Here is an 18071-nt window from a genome sequence, read left to right on the forward strand (position 1 = left end):
CAACGACACCCATGCTGAACGCCTCCTCCCGCCCGGCACCGCAACGAACCATGGCCCCGCCAGCCGATCCGCTGGCCCGCGACATCGAGTTCAACCAGGGCGACTTTGAGCGGGTGCGCAAGCTGATCCACCAGCAGGTGGGCATCGACCTGCACCCCAGCAAACAGAACATGGTCTACAGCCGGTTGTCGCGCCGCATCAAGGAGCGCGGCCATTCCAGCTTTCGCAGCTACCTCGACGGTGTGCAGTCGGGCAACGACCGCGAGTGGCAGGACTTCATCAACAGCCTGACCACCAACCTGACCTCGTTCTACCGCGAGGCCCACCATTTCGAGCTGCTGGCAGACTGGCTGCGTCAGCAGCGCAGCCCCACGCCGCCACGCATCTGGTGCTGCGCCGCCTCTACCGGCGAGGAGCCCTATTCCATCGCCATGACGCTGCTGGAAACCCTGCCTGCCAGCACCAAGGTGACGGTCTTGGCCAGCGACGTCGACACCGAGGTGCTGGCCACCGCCGAGCGCGGCGTCTACAGCGCCGAATCGGTGGCGAGCTTTCCGGCCGCCCGGTTGCAGCGCTTCTTCCTCAAGGGCAGCGGCCCCAACGCCGGCAAGGTGCGGGTCAAACCCGAGCTGCGCCAGAGCGTGGCCTTCCAGCGGCTGAACCTGCTGGCCAACGACTGGCGCTTCGAGCCCTTCGACGTGGTGTTCTGCCGCAACGTGATGATTTATTTCGACCGGCCCACCCAGCGCCGGGTGCTGGAGTCCATCCACCGCAACATGAAGCCCGGCGGCATGCTGATGGTGGGCCATTCGGAGAACTTCAGCGACCACCGCGACCTGTTCACCCTGGTGGGCAAAACCGTCTACCTGCGCAGCGGCTCATGACCCTCACCCCCACGGCGGACGACGCGGCCCAGCTGGCCCGCTTGCGGGCCTTGCCCCGGCGCGACCACCAGGCCTCGTTCTTCTACCGCGAACCGGCCTTCCAGCGGGTGGCGGTGAAGGTGCTGCCGGGCGAGTTCTTTGTGTCGTCCGACGACATCGTGGTGCTGACCACTCTGGGGTCCTGTGTCAGCGCCTGCATCCAGGACCGCCAGGCCGGCGTGGGTGGCATGAACCATTTCATGCTGCCCGACGGCGATGGCAGCGACAACGCCAGCGGCCGCTTCGGCGTCTACGCGATGGAGTTGCTGATCAACGAGCTGCTCAAGCGCGGCGCCCGGCGCGAGGCGCTGGAGGCCAAGGTCTTCGGTGGCGGCCAGGTGATGAAAAGCCTGGCCTCGACCCAGATCGGTGAGAAGAACGTGGCCTTTGTCGAGGCCTTTCTGGCCCGCGAACGCATTCCCATCCTGGCCCGCGACGTGCTCGACGTCTACCCGCGCAAGGTCTGTTTGTTCCCCAGCACCGGCAAGGTGTTGTGCAAGCGGCTCGCCCCGGCCAGCGTGAATGACCTGCAGCTGCAGGAAACCACCTACCGCAAACAACTGATGTCCAAGCCCCAGAGTGGCGACATCGAACTGTTCTAGGACTGCCCATGCCCATCCGAGTGATCGTGGTCGACGACTCCGCCCTGGTCCGCAGCGTGCTGACCGAAATCATCAACGCCGAAAAAGACATGCAGGTGGTGGGCACGGCGGCCGACCCCTTCATTGCCCGCGAAGTCATCCGCGAGCTGGACCCCGACGTCATCACGCTGGACATCGAGATGCCCCGCATGGACGGCCTGGATTTCCTGGAAAAGCTGATGCGGCTGCGGCCCATGCCGGTGGTGATGATCTCCACGCTGACCGAGCGCGGCAGCGAGGTCACGATGCGGGCGCTGGAGCTGGGTGCGGTGGACTTCGTGCCCAAGCCCCGGCTGGGCATCAAGCTGGGCCTGGACGACGCGGCCCGCGAAATCACCTTCAAGATCCGCGCGGCCGCCCAGGCCCGGGTGGTGCGCCGGCTGGCCCCGCCGGTGATGGCGGTGCGCACGCCGTCCAGCCTGGCCTCACCACGCAACGGCACCGAAAAGCTGATCGCCATCGGCGCCTCCACCGGCGGCACCGAGGCCATCCGCGAGGTGCTGATGGCCTTGCCGCCCGACAGCCCTGGCATCGTCATCACCCAGCACATGCCGCCCGGCTTCACCGCCAGCTTTGCCGCGCGCCTCGATTCGCTGTGCCAGGTGCGGGTGAAAGAGGCGGTGCATGGCGAGCGCATCCTGCAGGGCCACGCCTATGTGGCGCCCGGCGGCCGCCATTTGAGCGTGACCCGCAGCGGCGCCAACTACCTGACCGAGGTCTCGGACACCGAGCCGGTGAACCGCCATCGGCCCTCGGTGGACGTGTTGTTCCGTTCGGTGGCCCGCCATGTGGGGCCCAACGCCACCGGCGTGATGCTGACCGGCATGGGCGCCGACGGTGCGGCCGGCATGCGCGAAATGCGCGACGCCGGCGCCTACAACTACGTGCAGAACGAAGAAAGCTGTGTGGTGTTTGGCATGCCGCGCGAGGCGATTGCCGCCGGCGCCGCCCACGAGGTGCTGCCGCTGTCGCGCATTGCGCCGCAGCTGCTGCAGCGTCTGGGCAGCCTGGCCCAGGTGCACCGGGTCTGACCGGCGCTGCCGGGCGGCGCGGCTAGCGCAGCGGTGCCAGCACCATGCGCATGGCCTCGTCCAGCGGCGCGGCCAGGTGCTCGGTGCCAAAGGTCACCCAGGCCAGGCCGGCCAGCAGGGTGGCCGGAAAACCCACCGACATGATGTTGAGCTGCGGCGCCACCCGCGAGGTGTAGCCCAGCACCAGGTTGATGAACAGCAGCAGCACGCTGGGCGGCAGCGCCAGCGCCAGCGCCAGGCGGAAAATCTCCGAGCCCAGCTTGTCCAGTTGCAGCAGCTGCAGGCCCATGGCCGGGTCGGCGGCGATGGGAAAAACCTTGAAGCTGGTGACCAGCGCGTCCATCAGCATCAAATGGCCGTTGAGCGCCAGAAACACCATCATGGCCAGCGTGTTGAGCCAGCTGCTGACGATGGACTGCTGGCCGCCGGCCGGGTTGAAGAAGCCGGCAAACGACAAACCCATCTGCAGGCCCACCGCCTCGCCGGCGATCTCGAACATCGCAAACACCAGCCGGGCGGCAAAGCCCAGCGTCAGGCCCACCGCGGCCTGCTGGGCCACCAGCGCAAACATGTCGGGGCCGGTCAGGCTGAGGCCGGGCGGCACCTGGGCAAAGGGCGCCACCAGAAAAGCCACGGCGGCGGCCAGCGCCACCCGGATGCGGGGCGGAAAGGCCCGGTTGGACAAAATGGGGGCGGCGGTGAACAGCGCCAGGATGCGCAGAAAGGGCAGCAGGGCGCCAATGACCCAGGCGTCGATCTGCGCCGAGGTGAAGGTCACCATGGTCGTCAGCCGATGGCGCTGGGCAGCGAGGTGATGACCTGGCGTATCCAGTCGACCAGCGTGGACAGCATCCAGGGCCCGGCCAGGGTGATGGCGCCCATCACCGCCAGCAGCTTGGGCAGGAAGGACAGCGTGGCCTCGTTGATCTGCGTCACCGCCTGCAGCAGGCTGATGACCAGGCCGGTCAGCAGCGCCACGATCAGGATGGGCGCACAGACCGACAGCATGATGGTCATGGCCTGGTTGCCATAGCTGAGCACCGCTTCCGGCGTCATGCGCTGCCTCCGAAGCCCGCCACCAGCGAGCCCATCATCAGGTTCCAGCCGTCGGCCAGCACAAACAGCATCAGCTTGATGGGCAGGGCCACCAGCACCGGCGACAGCATCATCATGCCCATCGCCGTGAGCACGCTGGCCACGATCAGGTCGATCACCAGGAAGGGGATGAAGATCATGAAGCCGGTCTGGAAGGCGGTTTTCAGCTCGCTGGTGACGAAGGCCGGCACCAGGATCTTCATCGGCACCTTGGCGGCCTCGGCCACCGGCTCGTTGGCGATGCGGGTGAACAGCGCCAGGTCGGCCTGGCGGGTCTGTTTGAGCATGAACACCCGCAGCGGCTCGGCGCCCTTGGTGATGGCCTCTTCGAAGCCGATTTTCTGTTCGTTGTAGGGCTTGTAGGCCTCCACGTACATGCGGTCCAGCGTCGGGCTCATGATGAAGAAGGTCAGGAACAGCGACATGCCCACCAGCACCTGGTTGGGCGGCGTGCTCTGCAGGCCCAGGGCCTGGCGCAGCAGGCCGAAGACGATGATCAGCCGGGTGAAGCTGGTCATCAGCAGCAGCACCGCGGGCAGGAAAGACAGCGCGCCAAAGGTCAGCAGGGTCTGCACCGGCACCGAGTAGGTGGTGCTGCCGCCGCTGGTCTGGGCCACCACCGACAGCGGGGCGGCCTGGGCCCACACCAGGGGACTGGCCAGGGCCAAGCCGGCCAGCAGGGGCCACACAAGGGTTGCGCGCTTCATGGTTTGCGTCCGGTGTAGCTGTTCAGCGTGTCGCGCAGCAGGTGGGCGAAGCCGGTGGCCGGGGGCGGGGTCTGGGTCAGCAGCTCGGCGGGCAGGCCGTCGAGCTGGTTGAGCAGGCTGATCTGCTGGCCGGTGACGCCCAGCAGCAGCACGCGGTCGGCGGCCCGCACCAGCATGACCCGCTCACGGGTGCCCACGCTGAGCTGGTTCAACACCTCCAGCCGCCAGGGACCGGCCTGGCGCAACGGCGCCCGGCGCAGGCTGTTCATCACCAGGGGGATGGCAATGGCCACCAGGACCAGCACCCCCAGACTCCAGGACGTGATTGACATGGGCGGCAGTTCAGCGGTTGAGACGGCGCATGCGCTCGGACGGGGTGACGATGTCGGTCAGCCGGATGCCGAACTTCTCGTTGACCACCACCACCTCGCCCTGGGCGATCAGAAAGCCATTCACCAGCACGTCCATGGGCTCGCCGGCCAGGGCTTCGAGTTCGATCACCGAGCCCTGGGCCAGTTGCAGGATGTGTTTGATCGGGATGCGGGTGCGGCCCAGCTCCACGGTCAGCTGCACCGGGATGTCGAGCACCATGTCGATGTCGTCGCGCTGGGTCAGCGGGCCGCTGGCGGCCAGCGGCGGAAAGAGCTCGGAGCGCGGCGCGGTGGCGCCGCTGACCTGCGAGGCCTCGGCTTCGGCGAGGGCGCTGGCCCAGTCGTCGGCCATCGCGTCTTGGGTGGGGCTGGAGTCGAATGCGCTCATGGGGAGGCTCCTGTGGAACTTAGCGGAGGGCCGGCGCTTGCGGGTGCTCGGGCGAGGTGTGGGTCAACACCTCGTGCACACGCAGGCCGTAATGCGGGCCGATGGTGCCGTAGCTGCACTCGAGCAGCGGCACACCGTCGACCTTGGCGGTCAGGGTGGGGGAACGGGTCAGTTCGAGAAAGTCACCGGCTTTCAGTGCCATCAGCGCACGCACCGTGGTTTCGCGGTGCGCCAGCTCGGCGGTCAGGTCCACCGTGGCCGACTTGATCTGCTGCGTCAGCAGCGTGACCCAGCGACGGTCGGGTTCGGCCTGATCGCCCTGCAGCGGCGAGTACAGGGTTTCGCGGATGGGCTCGAAGGTGGAGTAGGGGATGCAGATGTGGATGTCGCCACCGGCCTCGCCAATGTCGACCCGGAAGGTGGCGGTGACCACGATCTCCGACGGCGTGGCCACGTTGGCGAACTGGGTGTGCATCTCCGAGCGCGCGTACTCCAGCGACAGCGGGTAGATGGTGGCCCAGGCCTTGGTGTACTCGGCCGAAATCACTTCCACCAGGCGCAGGATGATGCGCTGCTCGGTGGGCGAGAACTCGCGGCCCTCGACCCGCACATGGTGCTGGCCGCTGCCGCCGAACAGGTTGTCGATGATGCTGAACACCAGCGTCGGGTCACAGATCAGCAGGCCGGAGCCACGCAGCGGCCGCACATGCATGATGTTGATGCTGGTGGGCACCACGATGTTGCGCAGGAAGGCGCTGTACTTCTGCACCTTGACCGGGCCGACCGAGATGTCGGGGCTGCGGCGCATGAAGTTGAACAGGCCGATGCGGAAATTGCGCGCAAACCGCTCGTGCACGATCTCCAGCGTGGGCATGCGCCCGCGGACGATGCGTTCCTGGCTGGACAGGTCGTACTGGCGCACGCCGGAGGCGTCCACCGTGGCGGCCGCACCGGCCTCCGGCTCGCCGGTCACGCCGGCCAGCAGCGCATCGACTTCGTCCTGGGTCAGGGCTTGCTGGGTCATGGTCGCGGCTTCATTGCACCAAAAACTGGGAAAACAACACGTTCTTGACCGGGTTGTCGACCTTGGGCTTGGCCGCGTGGGCGGCCGACGCCGGGGCCGCGGCCGGGGCGGGCGCAGGCGCAGCGCCTTCGTGTGCCGGTGCTGCCGCGGCTGAAGTGGCCGAGGCGGCGGGTGTGGGCAGGGCCGGCAGGTCGGCGTCGCTGACGTCGATGCCGATGGCCTGGGCGGCGCGCACGCCGATCTGGCTGGCCAGGCGTTGCTTGCCTTCCAGCGTCAGCAGGTCGTCGACCTTCTTGGCGGCGATCAGCAGCAGGATGTTGTTGCGCAGCGCGGGCAGGCGGGCCTTGAGGTCGGTCTCGACGCCGGCGTCCTCGACCTCCAGCGTCACACCGATCTGGGCGTAATGGTCACCGCCCTCGTCCTGCAGGTTGACGGTGAAGTTGTCGAGCGGGATGAAAACGCTCTTGGGCAAGGCCTTGCGTTTGGGGGCTTCGGCTTCGGCGTGCTCGCCCGCCTTCTTCTGGGTCATGTACCAGGCCGCACCGCCGGCGCTGCCGGCCAGCAGCAGGCCGATGGCACCGAAGATGATCAGCTTCTTTGGCGACTTTTTCGCAGGGGGGGTGTCTTTTTCCGAGGACATGAGTACTTCCGTGTTGTTAGGAATTGTGCTCAGTCCCACCCCATTCAATGCCCCGATAAGGATTCCGAAAGCCCCGCAGTTTTGCGGAGTCGGCCCTCAAAAACCTGACGCAGCGGCTCAGGCGTACATGTCCAGCACGCCGCGCGGCTTGGCCACCCGAGGCGGCTCGGCGCCGGCCGGCGCGGTGCGCAGGCCGACCGCACCCAGGCGGGCGCTGGCGGCGGCGTTGGCAGACTGGGCCTGCTGGCCAGCGTCGCGCTGGGCCGCCTGCTGCTGGGAGGTGTCGGCGCCGACCTGGGTCTGGCCCAGGCCAATGCCCTGGCTGCCCAGCATTTCCCGCAGCTGCGACAGCGACTGGGCAATGCCTTCGCGGGTGGCCGCATGGGCGGCCGAGAAGGCGATGTCGGCGGTCTGGCCGGTCAGCGTCAGGTCGATGCGGATCGGGCCCAGCTCGGCCGGGTTCATCCGCAGTTCAGCCTGCTGCAGGCCGTTTTTCATCAGCAGCTTGACCTCGCTGGCCAGCTCGGCCGGGAAAGCCGCCGACGCCGGGTGCGACTGCAGGGTGCTGCGGTAGACCGTGCCGGCCTCGCCGTCGGCCAGCGCCACGGTGGGGGTGTGGCCGCCGATGCCGTGGAGCAGGCCGGGCGGGTTGTCTTTGTCGGCCTGGGCGCCGGCGTTTTCCTTGTCGAGCACCGCGGCAAAGGCCGCGCCCGCCAGCGCGGCGGGGGCGGGCGTGGTGGGGCCCGGGGCGGTGGCCAGCGGGGTGTCCAGCGCCAGCGCGGCGGCGCGGGCACCGACGCCGCTCAGGCGGGGGGTTTTGTCGTTGTCCACCGGGCTGGCGGCTGTGGCCGCGTCGGCCTTGGCGTTCTGGGCCAGCGCCGCCATCACGCCGGGCGGCAGCGCGGCTTTCATCGCCGGGTCCAGGCCCAGGGCCTCGCCCATGGGCGAAGGGTCGGTCCGGCCAGTGGCGCCGGGCTGGCCAGTGGCCAGTGGGTCGGTGGCCTCGCCGGTGGCAGGGGATGGGGTGGCGGTGTCCATCACGGTGTGGATGCCACCGCGCTGGCCGCTGGTCAACACCGGGTTGCCGCTGGCGGCCACTGCGGCCGACTGTTGGCCCGCACCATGGGCCATGGCGACCAGCCAGCCCGGCGGGTTGGCGGGCTCGGCAGCCTTGTCCGGCGGCGGGGTGCTGGCCTCGGTGGCTGGCGGGGTGTCGCTGGCCGCGGGGGTGCTGGGCGTGGCGGGGGCGTCGCTGGCCGAAGCCGCGGGCGGGCTGTCTTCGGTGGGCTTGTCGTGTTCGGTGCGGGTGCGCGTGGCCACCCCGTTCATGACCTTGTCAAAGGACGGGGCGTCGTCGCCACTGTCCACCGGGTCGGCGGCACGGCCGTGGGGGTTGGGCGACTTGGCGGCCACCACCGGGGGCAGAACAGCGGCGGACAGCAGGCTGGGGTTCATGTGTTTTTTCCTTTGGCTGTGGCGGCGAACGAGCGGGCGGCCCAGGCGTCGGAGTCGCGCTGCTCCTGGCGGATGCGCACCGCCAGGGCCTGGTTGGCCTGGCGGTTGTTCAGTGACTGCAGGGCCAGCAGGCGTTTCTGCCGGGCCGCCAGCTGGGCCTGGGCCAGCTGGTGGGCCTGTTCGCGCTGGACACAGGCCTGCTGCTGCGCGTCGATGGCCTGGTCGATGGCGGCGTGGAACTGCTGGCGTTGCTCCAGCGTGGTCACCGCGATGGCCTGCGAGGCCACGCCGGGCGCGCGGCGCAAAAAATCGTCCTGGAAGTTTTCCAGCCGGCCCAGCGTCTGCTGCGATTCCAGCGCCAGCCGCTGGGCGGCGGTGGCGGTGCTGCGCTCGTTGTCGCGGGCGGCTTCGGCGCGTTCGATCAGCAGGGACAAGGTCTGTGGGTTCATGGGATGGCGGACTCCAGCAGTTGTTCGAGGTCGGCCAGGCTGTGCCCCAGGGGCGCCTGGTCGTGCATGCCTTGTTGCAGGAAACGGGCGATGGCCGGGTACAGGCGGATGGCCTGGTCGGTGGCCGGGTCGCTGCCCGGCGTGTAGGCGCCCACCGCGATCAGGTCGCGCTGGCGCTGGTAGCGGGCGTAGATGGACTTGAGCGTCAGCGCCAGGCGCTGGTGCTTCTCGGTGGTGACGTTGTGCATCACCCGGGAGATCGATTTCTCGATGTCCAGCGCCGGGTAATGGCCCTCGTCGGCCAGCGCCCGCGACAGCACGAAGTGGCCGTCCAGGATGGCGCGGGCGTTGTCGGCCACCGGGTCCTGCTGGTCGTCGCCTTCGGCCAGCACGGTGTAGAAGGCGGTGATGGAGCCACAGCCGTTGAGGCCATTGCCGGTCTGTTCCACCAGCTGGGGCAGGCGGGCGAACACCGACGGCGGGTAGCCCCGGGTGGCGGGTGGCTCGCCCAGCGCCAGCGCGATCTCGCGGTGGGCCATGGCGTAGCGGGTCAGCGAATCCATCAGCAGCAGCACATGCTTGCCCTGGTCGCGGAAATGGGCGGCCAGGGCGGTGGCGTAGGTCGCGCCCTGCATGCGCATCAGCGGCGGCAGGTCGGCCGGGGCGGCCACCACGATGGCGCGTTGCCGGCCCTCGATGCCCAGGATGTCTTCGACGAATTCCTTGACCTCGCGGCCGCGCTCGCCGATCAGGCCGACGATGATCACGTCGGCCTGGGTGTGGCGGGCCATCATGCCCAGCAACACACTCTTGCCGACGCCGGAGCCGGCGAACAGGCCCAGGCGCTGGCCACGGCCCACCGTCATGATGGCGTTGATGGCGCGCACGCCAACGTCCAGCGGCTGGCGCACCGGGTCGCGGTCCATCGCATTCAGCGGTTCGCGCACGATGGGCTGCATGCGGGTCTGGAACAGCAGGCCACCGCCGTCCAGCGGCCGGCCAGCGGGGTCGATCACCCGGCCCAGCAGGCCCTCGCCCATGGGCAGACGGCGGGTGAAGGCGTTGTGGCGCGAGCGGTCGGGCAGGGCGCCGCCGTAGTGCAGGCGCTCCAAGGGGTAGCGCACCGGCTCGACGCTGGCGCCGGGCGACAGGCCGCTGAGGTCGCCGGTGGGCATCAGAAACAGGTGTTCGCGCGAGAAACCCACCACCTCGGCCTCCGAGGTGCGGTCGCCGTCGCGCACGATGCAGACGCTGCCCAGCGGCAGGCGGATGCCGCTGGCCTCCATCACCAGGCCAGACACGCGGACCAGCTTGCCGGCCACATTGAGCGGTGTGGTGCCGCCGATCAGGGCGCGGTGGGCGTTCAGGTGAATGCCCAGCGAGTCGGCGGTGCTCTGCTGTGCCAGGGCGTATTCGTTCAAGGCAGGGGCTCCTCGTCGCGACCCAGGTTAAGCATCACGGCCTGCCAGCGGGCTTCGAAGCTGGCATCGACCACGCCGGAGTCGGCGTCCAGGCGCAGGCCACCGGGGCGCATCGCATGGTCTTCGACGATCTGGCAGCGGGGGCCGCCGGGCAGGGTGTTGAGGTGTTCGCGCAGCAGGGCGGCGTCGTCGGGGTGGATGCGCAGCTCGATCTGCGAGGCGCCTTCGCCCAGCGCCCGCAGCGCCTCGTTGGCCACCGGGATCAGGCTGTCGTGGGAGTAGGACAGCTCCTGGCGCAGCACCTGGCGGGCGATGTCGATGGCCAGCGACACCAGGTCGCTGGCGAGCTGCGACTCGAGGGCCGCCATCTGCGACTGGAACTCGGTCAGGGTTTCGTGCAGCCGGGTGGCCACGCCGCGGGCTTCGCTGGAGGCCTGCTCGGCCTTGACCCGGGCGCCTTCGTCAAAGCCCTGCAGCTGGCCGGCTTTCAGACCGGCCTCATAGCCGCGCTGCCGGCCCAGCATGTAGGCGGCGTGGGCGGTTTCGTTGTCCATGTCGCGCCGACCCAGCACGCGGATGCGGCCGGCGCTGGGGGGTGCCAGCTCGTCCAGCCAGGACAGGGTGGTGGCGGCCTTGCGCGAGGCTTCCGACGGCTCAGACAAAGCTCTCATCTCCACCGCCTCCCAACACGATCTGGCCTTCTTCGCTCAGCCGGCGCACCAGCTTGAGGATTTCCTTTTGCTGGGTTTCGACTTCTGACAGGCGGACCGGACCGCGGCTCTCCAGGTCTTCCTTGACGGTTTCGGCGGCGCGGGTGCTCATGTTGCTGAAAATCTTCTGCCGCATCTCGGGCTCGGCGCCCTTCAGCGCAATCACCAGCGACTCGTTGGCCACCTCGCGCAGCATCAGCTGGATGGCCTTGTTGTCGAGCTTGAGCAGGTCGTCGAAGGTGAACATCTGGTCTTCGATCTTCTGTGCCAGTTCGCCGTCGATGTCGCGGATCGATTCCAGCACCGCGCCCTCGACGCTGGCACCGAGGAAGTTCAGCATCTCGGCGGCTTTCTTGGGGCCGCCCAGCGCGGCCTTGCGGACCCGCTCGCCACCGGCCAGCACCTTGGACAACACGTCGTTGAGTTCCTTCATCGCGTTGGGCTGCATGCCGTCCAGCGTGGCGATGCGCAGCACCACGTCGTTGCGCAGCCGGTCGGTGAACTGCATCAGCACGCTCGACGCCTGGTCGGCGTCCAGGTGGACCAGGATGGAGGCGATGATTTGCGGGTGTTCGTTGCGGATCAGCTCGGCGATCGCGGTCGGGTCCATCCACTTCAGGCTTTCGATGCCGCTGACGTCGCGGCCCTGCACGATGCGGTCGATCAGCAGGCCGGCCTTGTCGTCGCCCAGCGCCAGCTTCAGCACGTTGCTGACGTAGGCGCTGCTGTCGTTGACCAGCGAGCGCTGCGACTGCACCGTGCCCAGAAAACGGGTGATGACCTCGTCGAAATGCTGGTCGGCGACGGTGGTGAGTTTGGCCATGCGCTCGCCCAGGCGTTGCACTTCCTTGGGCGAGAGGTGCTTGAACACCTCGGCGGCGCAGTCCTCCCCCAGGGCCATCAGCAGGATGGCGCTGGAGTGCAGGCCTTCTTCTTCGGTGGGAACGGCGGCAGTGGTCATCGGTTGGGTCTCGATCAGCCCGGCTGGTTAACCCAGTTGCGGACAACGTTGGCCACGGTGGCCGGGTTTTGCTTGGCCAGTTGACGGATGTCTTCCAGCTGGGCTTGCGGGCCGCTGGCGGGCTGTGACGACAGCAAGGCCGTGCCGGGGTTGGCTTGGGGCACGGGCAGGCTCAGCGGGTCTTGCACGGTGGCGGTGAGCTGGCGGGCCGGGCCGGTGCCGGTGCCAGCGCCTGCGCTGCGGCCCATCTTCAGGGCCGGGCGGACCAGGCCGAAGATGATGATCAAGGCCACCAGCGGCAAGGCCACCCAGCCGCCCAGGCTGCGCGCCAGGCTGACCATTTCCGGTTGCTTCCACAGCGGCAACTCGGCCACGTCCGGCGTGGCCGGGGCCAGGCTGAACGGGGCGTTGGCCACGCTCAGGCTGTCGCCACGCTCCTTGTTGTAGCCAATCGCCTCCCGCACCAGACCGGAGATCTGTTCCATCTGCTCGGGGCTCAAGGCCTTGGTGACCGGCTTGCCATCGGCGCCGGTGCTGGTGGCGTGGTTGACGATGACGGCCGCGCTCAGGCGCTTGACGGTGCCGGTGGCGCTTTTCACCACCCGCACGGTTTTGTCGACCTCGTAATTGGTGACGGCGTCGCGCTTGATGCCAGCGGCTGCGGCGGCGGCGGCCCCTGCCGCTGAGCCCAGCGCCTGGGCGGGCCCGTTGACCGGCGAAGCCACGGTGGCGGGCGCCTGGTTGGACAACACGCCCGGCACACCGGCGGCGGGGGTCGCACCAGCGCCCCCGCCGCCGGGGGCTTCGGACAGCTGCTGGCTGCGGATGGCGGCCGGGGCATTGCCCTGGTTGGGGGTGTAGATCTCGGCGGTGGATTCGGACTGGGTGAAGTCGACGTCGGCGGCGATCTGGGTCCGCACGTTGCCGGGGCCGACGATGGGCTCGACGATGGCCAGCACCCGGGCCGCCAGGCCTTGCTCGAGCTGCTTGACATGCTGCAGCTGGGCGCTGTCCAGGCCGTTGGGCGCGGCATTGCCGCTTTGCGACAGCAGGTTGCCGTTCTGGTCGATGACGCTCACCGCGTCGGGGCTGAGTTCCGGCACGCTGGAACCCACCAGGTGGACGATGCCGGCGATCTGGCTGCGCTCCAGCGTGCGGCCGCCGTGCAGGCTCAGCAGCACCGAGGCCGAGGGTTTTTGCTGCTCGCGCAAAAAGGCGGTCTGGTGTGGCAGGGCCAGGTGGACCCGGGCCGACTGCACCGCCGCCAGCGCCATGATGGAGCGGGCCAGCTCGCCTTCGAGGCCGCGCTGGAAATTCAGCCGCTCCTGGAACTGGGTGACGCCGAACTTCTGGTTTTCCATCAGCTCGAAGCCCACCGCGCCGCCCTTGGGCAGGCCTTGAGATGCCAGCTTCAGGCGGGCTTCATGGACCTGGGTGGCCGGCACCATGACGGCGCCACCGCCGTCGGTGAAGCGGTGCGGCACATTCAGCTGGTCGAGCGCGGCGATCACGGCGCCGCCATCGCGGTCGCTGAGGTTGGCGTACAGCACCCGCCATTCGGGCTGCTGGCTCTGGGTCACCCCCAGGGCCACCACCGCGGCCAGCATGACCACCGCCGCAGCGGCCATCAGCTTGCCCTTGGTGGGGATGTTGGCCCAGGCACCAAGCACCCCGGCGCTGGAGGCGTAGCCATTGGCAGACGGCAAAACGGTGGGGGAGGTGGTGTCCATGGGCTTTGGCAGAGGGTGTGTGCTGCGAGCCATTGTCTGCCGGCCTGCCGTTCGGCGAAGCCAGAGATACCGGGCAATATCGGTACTATTTCAAAGCAATGCCGGCGCCCCCCGGCCTATACTGCTTTTCATGGCGGCCCCTGGTTGCCCCTTCTTACCGAGACACGACGATGGACATCAAAACCTCCATGCCTTCGATGGCCACCCGGCTGCTGGAACAGGCCAGCCACCGGGGTGCGAGCGCCCGTCCGGCCGCCGGTGCCGCCACCCCCGGTGCCAGTTTCTCCGGGGCCCTGGACCAGGCCTTGAAGTCGGTCAGCGCCCAGCAGAACGAGGCCACCCGTTTGTCGACCAGCTTCATTGCCGACCCGTCCAGCGCCAGCCTGGAGCAGACCATGGTGTCCATGCAAAAGGCCCAGATCGGCTTCCAGTCGGCCCTGCATGTGCGCAACCGGCTGGTGTCGGCCTACACCGACATCATGAACATGCAGGTCTGAGCGACCTGCGCTGCGGCCTCAGTGCAGCAGCATGTTGGCCGGCGCTGCCGGGAACGACATCGCATCGAAGCTCATCGGCGTGTCGTTGCAGATTTCACAGATCTTCAAGTCGTTTTCCATGATGGTGCGCAGGATGCGTGTGCGCTCCATGTGCTGCGCTTCCGTCAGGTCCACCCCTTCCCCCAGGCCGCGCAGGCGGATGATGACGATGGAGCAGGCCGCCTCCAGGCGGGCCACGCTGTCCCATTGGCCGTTCTGGGCGGCCGCCAGCATTTCCTCGCTGGCAAATTCCAGCGCCGCATAGTGGTTGAGCAACAGTGCAGCAGAGGTGATCTTGGTGTCCATGGGGTCTGTCCAGTCAGGCATTGAGCCGGGTGGGTGGGGTTCCGCTGGGTGCGATGGCCAGCCAGGCCTCGCGCAGTTCGCTGAGCAGCTGGGCCGCTTCTTCCAAGGGGGGCTCGGTGTTGCGCACATTGGCCTCCAGCAAACGCCGCAGGATGTGTTCGTACAAGGCCTGCAGGTTGTCACTCAGCGAAGGGTCGCCATGCGACTCCAGGCAGGACTTCAGGCCTTCGTCGACGATGCGCATGGCTTTGCCGATGCAGGTCAGCTTGGTGGGGTTGTCGGCCGTGGCCACCGCGTGTTTGGCCTGCAGGATGGCGGCAATGGCGCCATCGAACAGCAGCACCACCAGACCGTGCGGGTCGGCCTGCGACACGGCCGTCAGCGTGTCCACGCGGCGGTAATGGTCAACAGGGGAGGTGGTGGGTGAAAACATGGCGGGTGCGGCGGGCGGGTTGTCTTTTGGATGCTTCTTTGTTCGGCGCGGCAGAGAAAAAATGAAGGGTCAAAAGCGCTCGGACCCCAGGTCCGGCCGCCCCCGTCAGCCGGTGGTGTTGGTGTTGGTCAGCTGGCTCAGCGAATTCAGCTGGGCCTTCAGGTTGGACATGTTGGTGTCCAGTGCCTGGTACTGGGCGCGCAGGCGGGCTTCGGTGCGGTCCAGCCGGTCCTGCACCGCCGACTGTTGCTTGTCGTTCTGGGTCTGGCGCTTCTGCAGGCCTTCGGTGCGGCTGGCCAGGATGCCGGTGTCGCCATCGATGGCGTTGGCCCAGTCGCGGATGCGCAGGCCAAAGCCGGCGGCCTGGGGGTCGGTCTTGCTGCTGGCCTGGGCGAACAGCGCGGCCAGCTTTTCCGGCGTGGCCAGCAAGGGCGCCAAGCGGGTTTCATTGAGGCTGATCGAGCCGTCGCGCTGCACATCGAGCCCGGCCGCGCTGAGCGACGAGACGCCGGCCAGGCCGCTGACCGAGCCACGCAGCAGTTCGCGCATGTTGTTCAGCACGCTGGTGGCGGTGGAGTCGGCCTGCAGTGGCCCGCGGGTCTTGCCCGCCGGGTCGGTCTGGGTCTGGCTGCGCACCAGCTTGTTCAGGTTGTTGTAGGCGGTGACAAAGTCGTTGATGTTCTTGCGAACCTGAACCGGGTCGGTGGCCACGGTCACGGTCACGGGGGCGGTGGTGACCGCCTTGAAATTGAAACTCAGGCCGTCGAGCACGTCGGCCGGGTTGTTGGTGGCGCTGGTCAGGTCGATCCCGTCCAGCTTGTACACCGCGTCCTGCGCGGTCTGGGTGCGGGTCATGTTCTTGCCGGCGCCGACAGTGGCGGCCGGGTCATAGGCCAGGGCCGACAGGCCGGCGGCATCGGTGTTCTGGCCGTCGCCGTCGGTGGTGGTGATGCGGAACGCGCTTTCGGCGCCGTCGGCGCCACGCAGCACGATCTTCGAGACGCCGCCGCTGGTGACGATGCTGGCGGTCACGCCGGAATTGCTGGCGTTCACCGCGTCACGGATGCCCGAGAGGGTCTGGTTGCCGCTGCCTATCGTCACGGTGGTGGGGGTGCTGCCCGACTTGGGGGTGAACACATTGCCCACGGTGGTGCCGAGCTCGATGGTCAGCGTGCCGGTGCCCACCACGCTGGTGGGGCTGGAATAGGGACCGCTGGCCAGGGTTTGCGCCTGGGCCAGCTGCGAGACTTCAAGTGCGTGGCGACCGGAGGTGGCGGTGGCCGACCCGGTCGCGGAGACGCTGCTGGCATTGCTGCTGTCCACACGGACAGGGTTCCAGTTCGATGCACTGGCCAAACGGGTGGCCACATCGCCCAAGGCCGCGACAGCGCCCTTGAGCGATCCGAACGCAGACAGCTGGGTTTGTACCGTGGCTGCCTGCTGTTGCAACAGGGTGAGGGGCCGCTGCTCCAGCGCCATCAACTGCGTCACGATGCTGCTGACGTCCAGGCCGCTGCCGACCCCGGTGCTGGTGATGGTGGGCATGGATGCGGCTCCTCAGTGCCTGGGTTTAACGCAGCAGCGACAGCACTTGCTGCGGCAGCTGGTTGGCTTGCGACAGCATCGCGGTGCCGGCCTGCTGCAGGATCTGCGCGCGGGTCAGGTTGGCCGTTTCGGCCGCGAAGTCGGTGTCGGTGATGCGCGAACGGGCGGCCGTGGTGTTCTCCGACGAGATCTGGATGTTGCCAATCGCGCTTTCGAAGCGGCTTTGCACAGCACCCAGGTTGGCGCGAGCGGTGTTGATCTGCTTCTGTGCGGCGTCGCATTGCTGGATGGCCAGCTGGGCGCCACCGTAGGAGCTGATGTCCAGCGAGGCCATGTTGGCGCTGGCGGCGGCGTTGGCGGAGTCGGCGGCCACAAAGCCCACCTTGGCGCCGGCGGCACCGGTCAGCGTGATGTTGCCGGCCGAGGTCAACACGATCTTGTTGTTGGTCGTGTCGAGGAAGGCGCCGACGCTGGTGGTGGTGGAGACGCGGTTGATGGCGTCAACGATCTGGGCCTGACGCTCTTGCGTCGTGCCGGCCGCGGCCAGCACGCCGATGTCGGTGCCGTTGACCGTCAGGTCGCCCAGTGCGGTGGCGGTCAGGTCGGTGATGGCGGTCGAGCTCTGGGTGGAGGCGCGGTTGACCACACCCATGCCAGCCAGCTGGGCGTTGGTGATGCTGTTGACGTCGATGGACTCACCGGCGTTGGCGCCGACCTGGAACTTGGCCGAGGTGAAGCTGCCGTCCAACAGCTTGGTGCCGTTGAAGTTGGTGCTGCCGGCGACGCGGTCGATTTCCTGCTTCAGCTGGGCCACTTCGGACTGCAGCGAGTCGCGGTCGGTCTGGCTGTTGGTGGCGTTGGACGACTGCACGGCCAGTTCACGCATGCGCTGCACCATGTCACCGATCTTGCCCAGCGAGCCGTCGGCGGTTTGGGCCAGCGACACGCCGTCGTTGGCGTTGCGGGCAGCGACCGTCAGGCCGCGGACCTGGGCATTCATCCGCTCGGAGATCGCCAGACCGGCGGCGTCGTCCTTGGCACTGTTGATGCGCAGGCCGGTGGACAGACGCTGGATGGACGTCGCCAGAGAAGATTGAGAAGTCGCAACGTTGCGCTGGGTGTTCAGCGAGGCAAGGTTGGTGTTGATGGTCATCGGCATGGCAGTGGTTCCCTAAAATCTGGCCTCAACCGAGGCCTTGGTGGTAAGCCCGCAAGACGGCTTGCGGTTCGGCGGGGGATGCCCGTGCCATTCCTTATCGGGCGGGGTTTGCGGCAGCTTTAGGCCCCCCCCAGTGTTGATCCCCGGAACTGGGGGTGGATTGCCGTCTGTCTTGCCGTTTGCCCGCCGATCCGTCCGCGGGCCAGGGGCTTGAACTGGCGCTTTCGGTGTAGTCCCCAGACGGCGAATGGCGGCGTCTGTGGTGGAAAGTACTCAGCACAAAAAAAGATGATTTTTTACAAATCACCGCGCGGTCTGTCGCGTGGGGCCAGGTCGCCGACGGCCGGCCGCATGGCGCGACCTTTGTGCCCTTTGTTCTTGCCGCGGCGTGGGATGTGGGTCTTGTCGCAAGGGCTGGCCTGGTCTGTCTGTGGCTGGCGTAGCGGCTTCTTGTCTGCTTGCTAGCGGGTCCGCGTGCGGGCCTTCCTTTCTATTGGCGGGGGATTGCCCGGTAATTGGGGGCTTCTCCCGCGAGCCAGGCGCCGT

Annotated in this window: 21 protein-coding genes; 4 read left to right on the forward strand and 17 right to left on the reverse strand. The window is 67.9% G+C overall.

The genetic code is table 11. From position 1 onward, the window contains the following. The first annotated feature begins 11 nt into the window (after positions 1-11). The 3 genes from AC4BAR_RS09985 to AC4BAR_RS09995 are packed head-to-tail and all read left to right on the forward strand — an operon-like array spanning position 12 to position 2595. Complete coding sequence (locus tag AC4BAR_RS09985; protein WP_490627706.1) at positions 12-884, forward strand: CheR family methyltransferase; 873 nt, start codon at positions 12-14, stop codon at positions 882-884. Further along, a complete protein-coding gene (cheD, locus tag AC4BAR_RS09990; protein WP_490627707.1) occupies positions 881-1525 on the forward strand; it encodes a chemoreceptor glutamine deamidase CheD in 645 nt (214 codons plus the stop codon). Before AC4BAR_RS09985 ends, cheD begins: the two co-directional genes overlap by 4 nt. 8 nt (positions 1526-1533) lie before the next feature. Continuing rightward, a complete protein-coding gene (locus AC4BAR_RS09995; RefSeq protein WP_490627708.1) occupies positions 1534-2595 on the forward strand; it encodes a protein-glutamate methylesterase/protein-glutamine glutaminase in 1062 nt (353 codons plus the stop codon). Positions 2596-2617: 22 nt separating this feature from the next. Here AC4BAR_RS09995 and fliR read toward each other — a convergent pair whose 3' ends face one another. From fliR to fliF, 13 genes are all read right to left on the reverse strand, one after another. Then, on the reverse strand, positions 2618-3376 hold the full coding sequence (gene fliR / locus AC4BAR_RS10000; protein WP_490627709.1) for a flagellar biosynthetic protein FliR: 759 nt from the start codon (positions 3374-3376) through the stop codon (positions 2618-2620). A gap of 5 nt (positions 3377-3381) precedes the next feature. Next, positions 3382-3651, reverse strand: a complete 270-nt coding sequence (gene fliQ / locus AC4BAR_RS10005) for a flagellar biosynthesis protein FliQ (RefSeq protein WP_490627710.1) — start codon at positions 3649-3651, stop codon at positions 3382-3384. Then, a complete protein-coding gene (gene fliP, locus AC4BAR_RS10010) occupies positions 3648-4397 on the reverse strand; it encodes a flagellar type III secretion system pore protein FliP (protein WP_490627711.1) in 750 nt (249 codons plus the stop codon). The genes fliQ and fliP overlap by 4 nt, the downstream gene beginning before the upstream one ends. Next, entirely contained in the window at positions 4394-4729 is a 336-nt protein-coding gene (locus tag AC4BAR_RS10015; RefSeq protein WP_490627712.1) for a FliO/MopB family protein, read from the reverse strand. The genes fliP and AC4BAR_RS10015 overlap by 4 nt, the downstream gene beginning before the upstream one ends. 10 nt (positions 4730-4739) lie before the next feature. After that, the gene (fliN, locus tag AC4BAR_RS10020) at positions 4740-5156 is read right to left on the reverse strand and encodes a flagellar motor switch protein FliN (RefSeq protein WP_490627713.1); all 417 of its coding nucleotides are present in this window, start codon (positions 5154-5156) and stop codon (positions 4740-4742) included. 19 nt (positions 5157-5175) lie between these two features. Then, positions 5176-6180, reverse strand: coding sequence for a flagellar motor switch protein FliM (gene fliM / locus AC4BAR_RS10025; RefSeq protein WP_490627714.1), 1005 nt, complete (start codon positions 6178-6180; stop codon positions 5176-5178). Between the two features lie 10 nt (positions 6181-6190). Beyond that, positions 6191-6820: a flagellar basal body-associated FliL family protein gene (locus AC4BAR_RS10030; protein WP_490627715.1), complete on the reverse strand. Its 630-nt coding sequence runs from the start codon at positions 6818-6820 to the stop codon at positions 6191-6193. 117 nt (positions 6821-6937) lie between these two features. Then, the gene (locus AC4BAR_RS10035) at positions 6938-8275 is read right to left on the reverse strand and encodes a flagellar hook-length control protein FliK (protein WP_490627716.1); all 1338 of its coding nucleotides are present in this window, start codon (positions 8273-8275) and stop codon (positions 6938-6940) included. Beyond that, a complete protein-coding gene (locus AC4BAR_RS10040) occupies positions 8272-8724 on the reverse strand; it encodes a flagellar export protein FliJ (protein ID WP_490627717.1) in 453 nt (150 codons plus the stop codon). Before AC4BAR_RS10040 ends, AC4BAR_RS10035 begins: the two co-directional genes overlap by 4 nt. Further along, positions 8721-10145 (reverse strand): flagellar protein export ATPase FliI, encoded by a 1425-nt coding sequence (gene fliI / locus AC4BAR_RS10045; protein ID WP_490627718.1) that lies wholly within the window; start codon positions 10143-10145, stop codon positions 8721-8723. Before fliI ends, AC4BAR_RS10040 begins: the two co-directional genes overlap by 4 nt. Further along, entirely contained in the window at positions 10142-10816 is a 675-nt protein-coding gene (locus AC4BAR_RS10050) for a FliH/SctL family protein (protein ID WP_490627719.1), read from the reverse strand. Before AC4BAR_RS10050 ends, fliI begins: the two co-directional genes overlap by 4 nt. Continuing rightward, positions 10800-11816 (reverse strand): flagellar motor switch protein FliG, encoded by a 1017-nt coding sequence (fliG, locus tag AC4BAR_RS10055; RefSeq protein ID WP_490627720.1) that lies wholly within the window; start codon positions 11814-11816, stop codon positions 10800-10802. The genes AC4BAR_RS10050 and fliG overlap by 17 nt, the downstream gene beginning before the upstream one ends. Before the next feature lie 14 nt (positions 11817-11830). Then, on the reverse strand, positions 11831-13546 hold the full coding sequence (gene fliF, locus AC4BAR_RS10060) for a flagellar basal-body MS-ring/collar protein FliF (RefSeq protein ID WP_490627721.1): 1716 nt from the start codon (positions 13544-13546) through the stop codon (positions 11831-11833). Positions 13547-13734: 188 nt separating this feature from the next. On the opposite strand from fliF, the gene fliE reads away from it, so the two are divergent. Beyond that, on the forward strand, positions 13735-14043 hold the full coding sequence (fliE, locus tag AC4BAR_RS10065; protein WP_490627924.1) for a flagellar hook-basal body complex protein FliE: 309 nt from the start codon (positions 13735-13737) through the stop codon (positions 14041-14043). A gap of 18 nt (positions 14044-14061) precedes the next feature. Here fliE and AC4BAR_RS10070 read toward each other — a convergent pair whose 3' ends face one another. The 4 genes from AC4BAR_RS10070 to AC4BAR_RS10085 form a co-directional block, all read right to left on the reverse strand. Beyond that, positions 14062-14388, reverse strand: coding sequence for a flagellar protein FliT (locus tag AC4BAR_RS10070; protein WP_490627722.1), 327 nt, complete (start codon positions 14386-14388; stop codon positions 14062-14064). Positions 14389-14401: 13 nt separating this feature from the next. Further along, positions 14402-14821 (reverse strand): flagellar export chaperone FliS, encoded by a 420-nt coding sequence (fliS, locus tag AC4BAR_RS10075; protein WP_490627723.1) that lies wholly within the window; start codon positions 14819-14821, stop codon positions 14402-14404. Positions 14822-14926: 105 nt separating this feature from the next. Next, positions 14927-16366 carry a flagellar filament capping protein FliD gene (gene fliD / locus AC4BAR_RS10080; protein WP_490627724.1) on the reverse strand — a complete coding sequence of 480 codons (1440 nt, stop codon included), beginning with the start codon at positions 16364-16366 and terminating at the stop codon, positions 14927-14929. A gap of 25 nt (positions 16367-16391) precedes the next feature. Beyond that, entirely contained in the window at positions 16392-17525 is a 1134-nt protein-coding gene (locus AC4BAR_RS10085; protein WP_490627725.1) for a flagellin N-terminal helical domain-containing protein, read from the reverse strand. Positions 17526-18071: the final 546 nt, after the last annotated feature.

It is taken from the genome of Rhodoferax sp. SPJ4 (genome assembly GCF_058216275.1).

Coding starts and splice junctions, on each gene's coding strand:
- AC4BAR_RS09985 (WP_490627706.1), top strand. CDS start 12: ATGCTGAACGCCTCCTCCCGCCCGGCACCGCAACGAACCATGGCCCCG.
- cheD (WP_490627707.1), top strand. CDS start 881: ATGACCCTCACCCCCACGGCGGACGACGCGGCCCAGCTGGCCCGCTTG.
- AC4BAR_RS09995 (WP_490627708.1), top strand. CDS start 1,534: ATGCCCATCCGAGTGATCGTGGTCGACGACTCCGCCCTGGTCCGCAGC.
- fliR (WP_490627709.1), bottom strand. CDS start 3,376: ATGGTGACCTTCACCTCGGCGCAGATCGACGCCTGGGTCATTGGCGCC.
- fliQ (WP_490627710.1), bottom strand. CDS start 3,651: ATGACGCCGGAAGCGGTGCTCAGCTATGGCAACCAGGCCATGACCATC.
- fliP (WP_490627711.1), bottom strand. CDS start 4,397: ATGAAGCGCGCAACCCTTGTGTGGCCCCTGCTGGCCGGCTTGGCCCTG.
- AC4BAR_RS10015 (WP_490627712.1), bottom strand. CDS start 4,729: ATGTCAATCACGTCCTGGAGTCTGGGGGTGCTGGTCCTGGTGGCCATT.
- fliN (WP_490627713.1), bottom strand. CDS start 5,156: ATGAGCGCATTCGACTCCAGCCCCACCCAAGACGCGATGGCCGACGAC.
- fliM (WP_490627714.1), bottom strand. CDS start 6,180: ATGACCCAGCAAGCCCTGACCCAGGACGAAGTCGATGCGCTGCTGGCC.
- AC4BAR_RS10030 (WP_490627715.1), bottom strand. CDS start 6,820: ATGTCCTCGGAAAAAGACACCCCCCCTGCGAAAAAGTCGCCAAAGAAG.
- AC4BAR_RS10035 (WP_490627716.1), bottom strand. CDS start 8,275: ATGAACCCCAGCCTGCTGTCCGCCGCTGTTCTGCCCCCGGTGGTGGCC.
- AC4BAR_RS10040 (WP_490627717.1), bottom strand. CDS start 8,724: ATGAACCCACAGACCTTGTCCCTGCTGATCGAACGCGCCGAAGCCGCC.
- AC4BAR_RS10050 (WP_490627719.1), bottom strand. CDS start 10,816: ATGAGAGCTTTGTCTGAGCCGTCGGAAGCCTCGCGCAAGGCCGCCACC.
- fliG (WP_490627720.1), bottom strand. CDS start 11,816: ATGACCACTGCCGCCGTTCCCACCGAAGAAGAAGGCCTGCACTCCAGC.
- fliF (WP_490627721.1), bottom strand. CDS start 13,546: ATGGACACCACCTCCCCCACCGTTTTGCCGTCTGCCAATGGCTACGCC.
- fliE (WP_490627924.1), top strand. CDS start 13,735: ATGCCTTCGATGGCCACCCGGCTGCTGGAACAGGCCAGCCACCGGGGT.
- AC4BAR_RS10070 (WP_490627722.1), bottom strand. CDS start 14,388: ATGGACACCAAGATCACCTCTGCTGCACTGTTGCTCAACCACTATGCG.
- fliS (WP_490627723.1), bottom strand. CDS start 14,821: ATGTTTTCACCCACCACCTCCCCTGTTGACCATTACCGCCGCGTGGAC.
- fliD (WP_490627724.1), bottom strand. CDS start 16,366: ATGCCCACCATCACCAGCACCGGGGTCGGCAGCGGCCTGGACGTCAGC.
- AC4BAR_RS10085 (WP_490627725.1), bottom strand. CDS start 17,525: ATGCCGATGACCATCAACACCAACCTTGCCTCGCTGAACACCCAGCGC.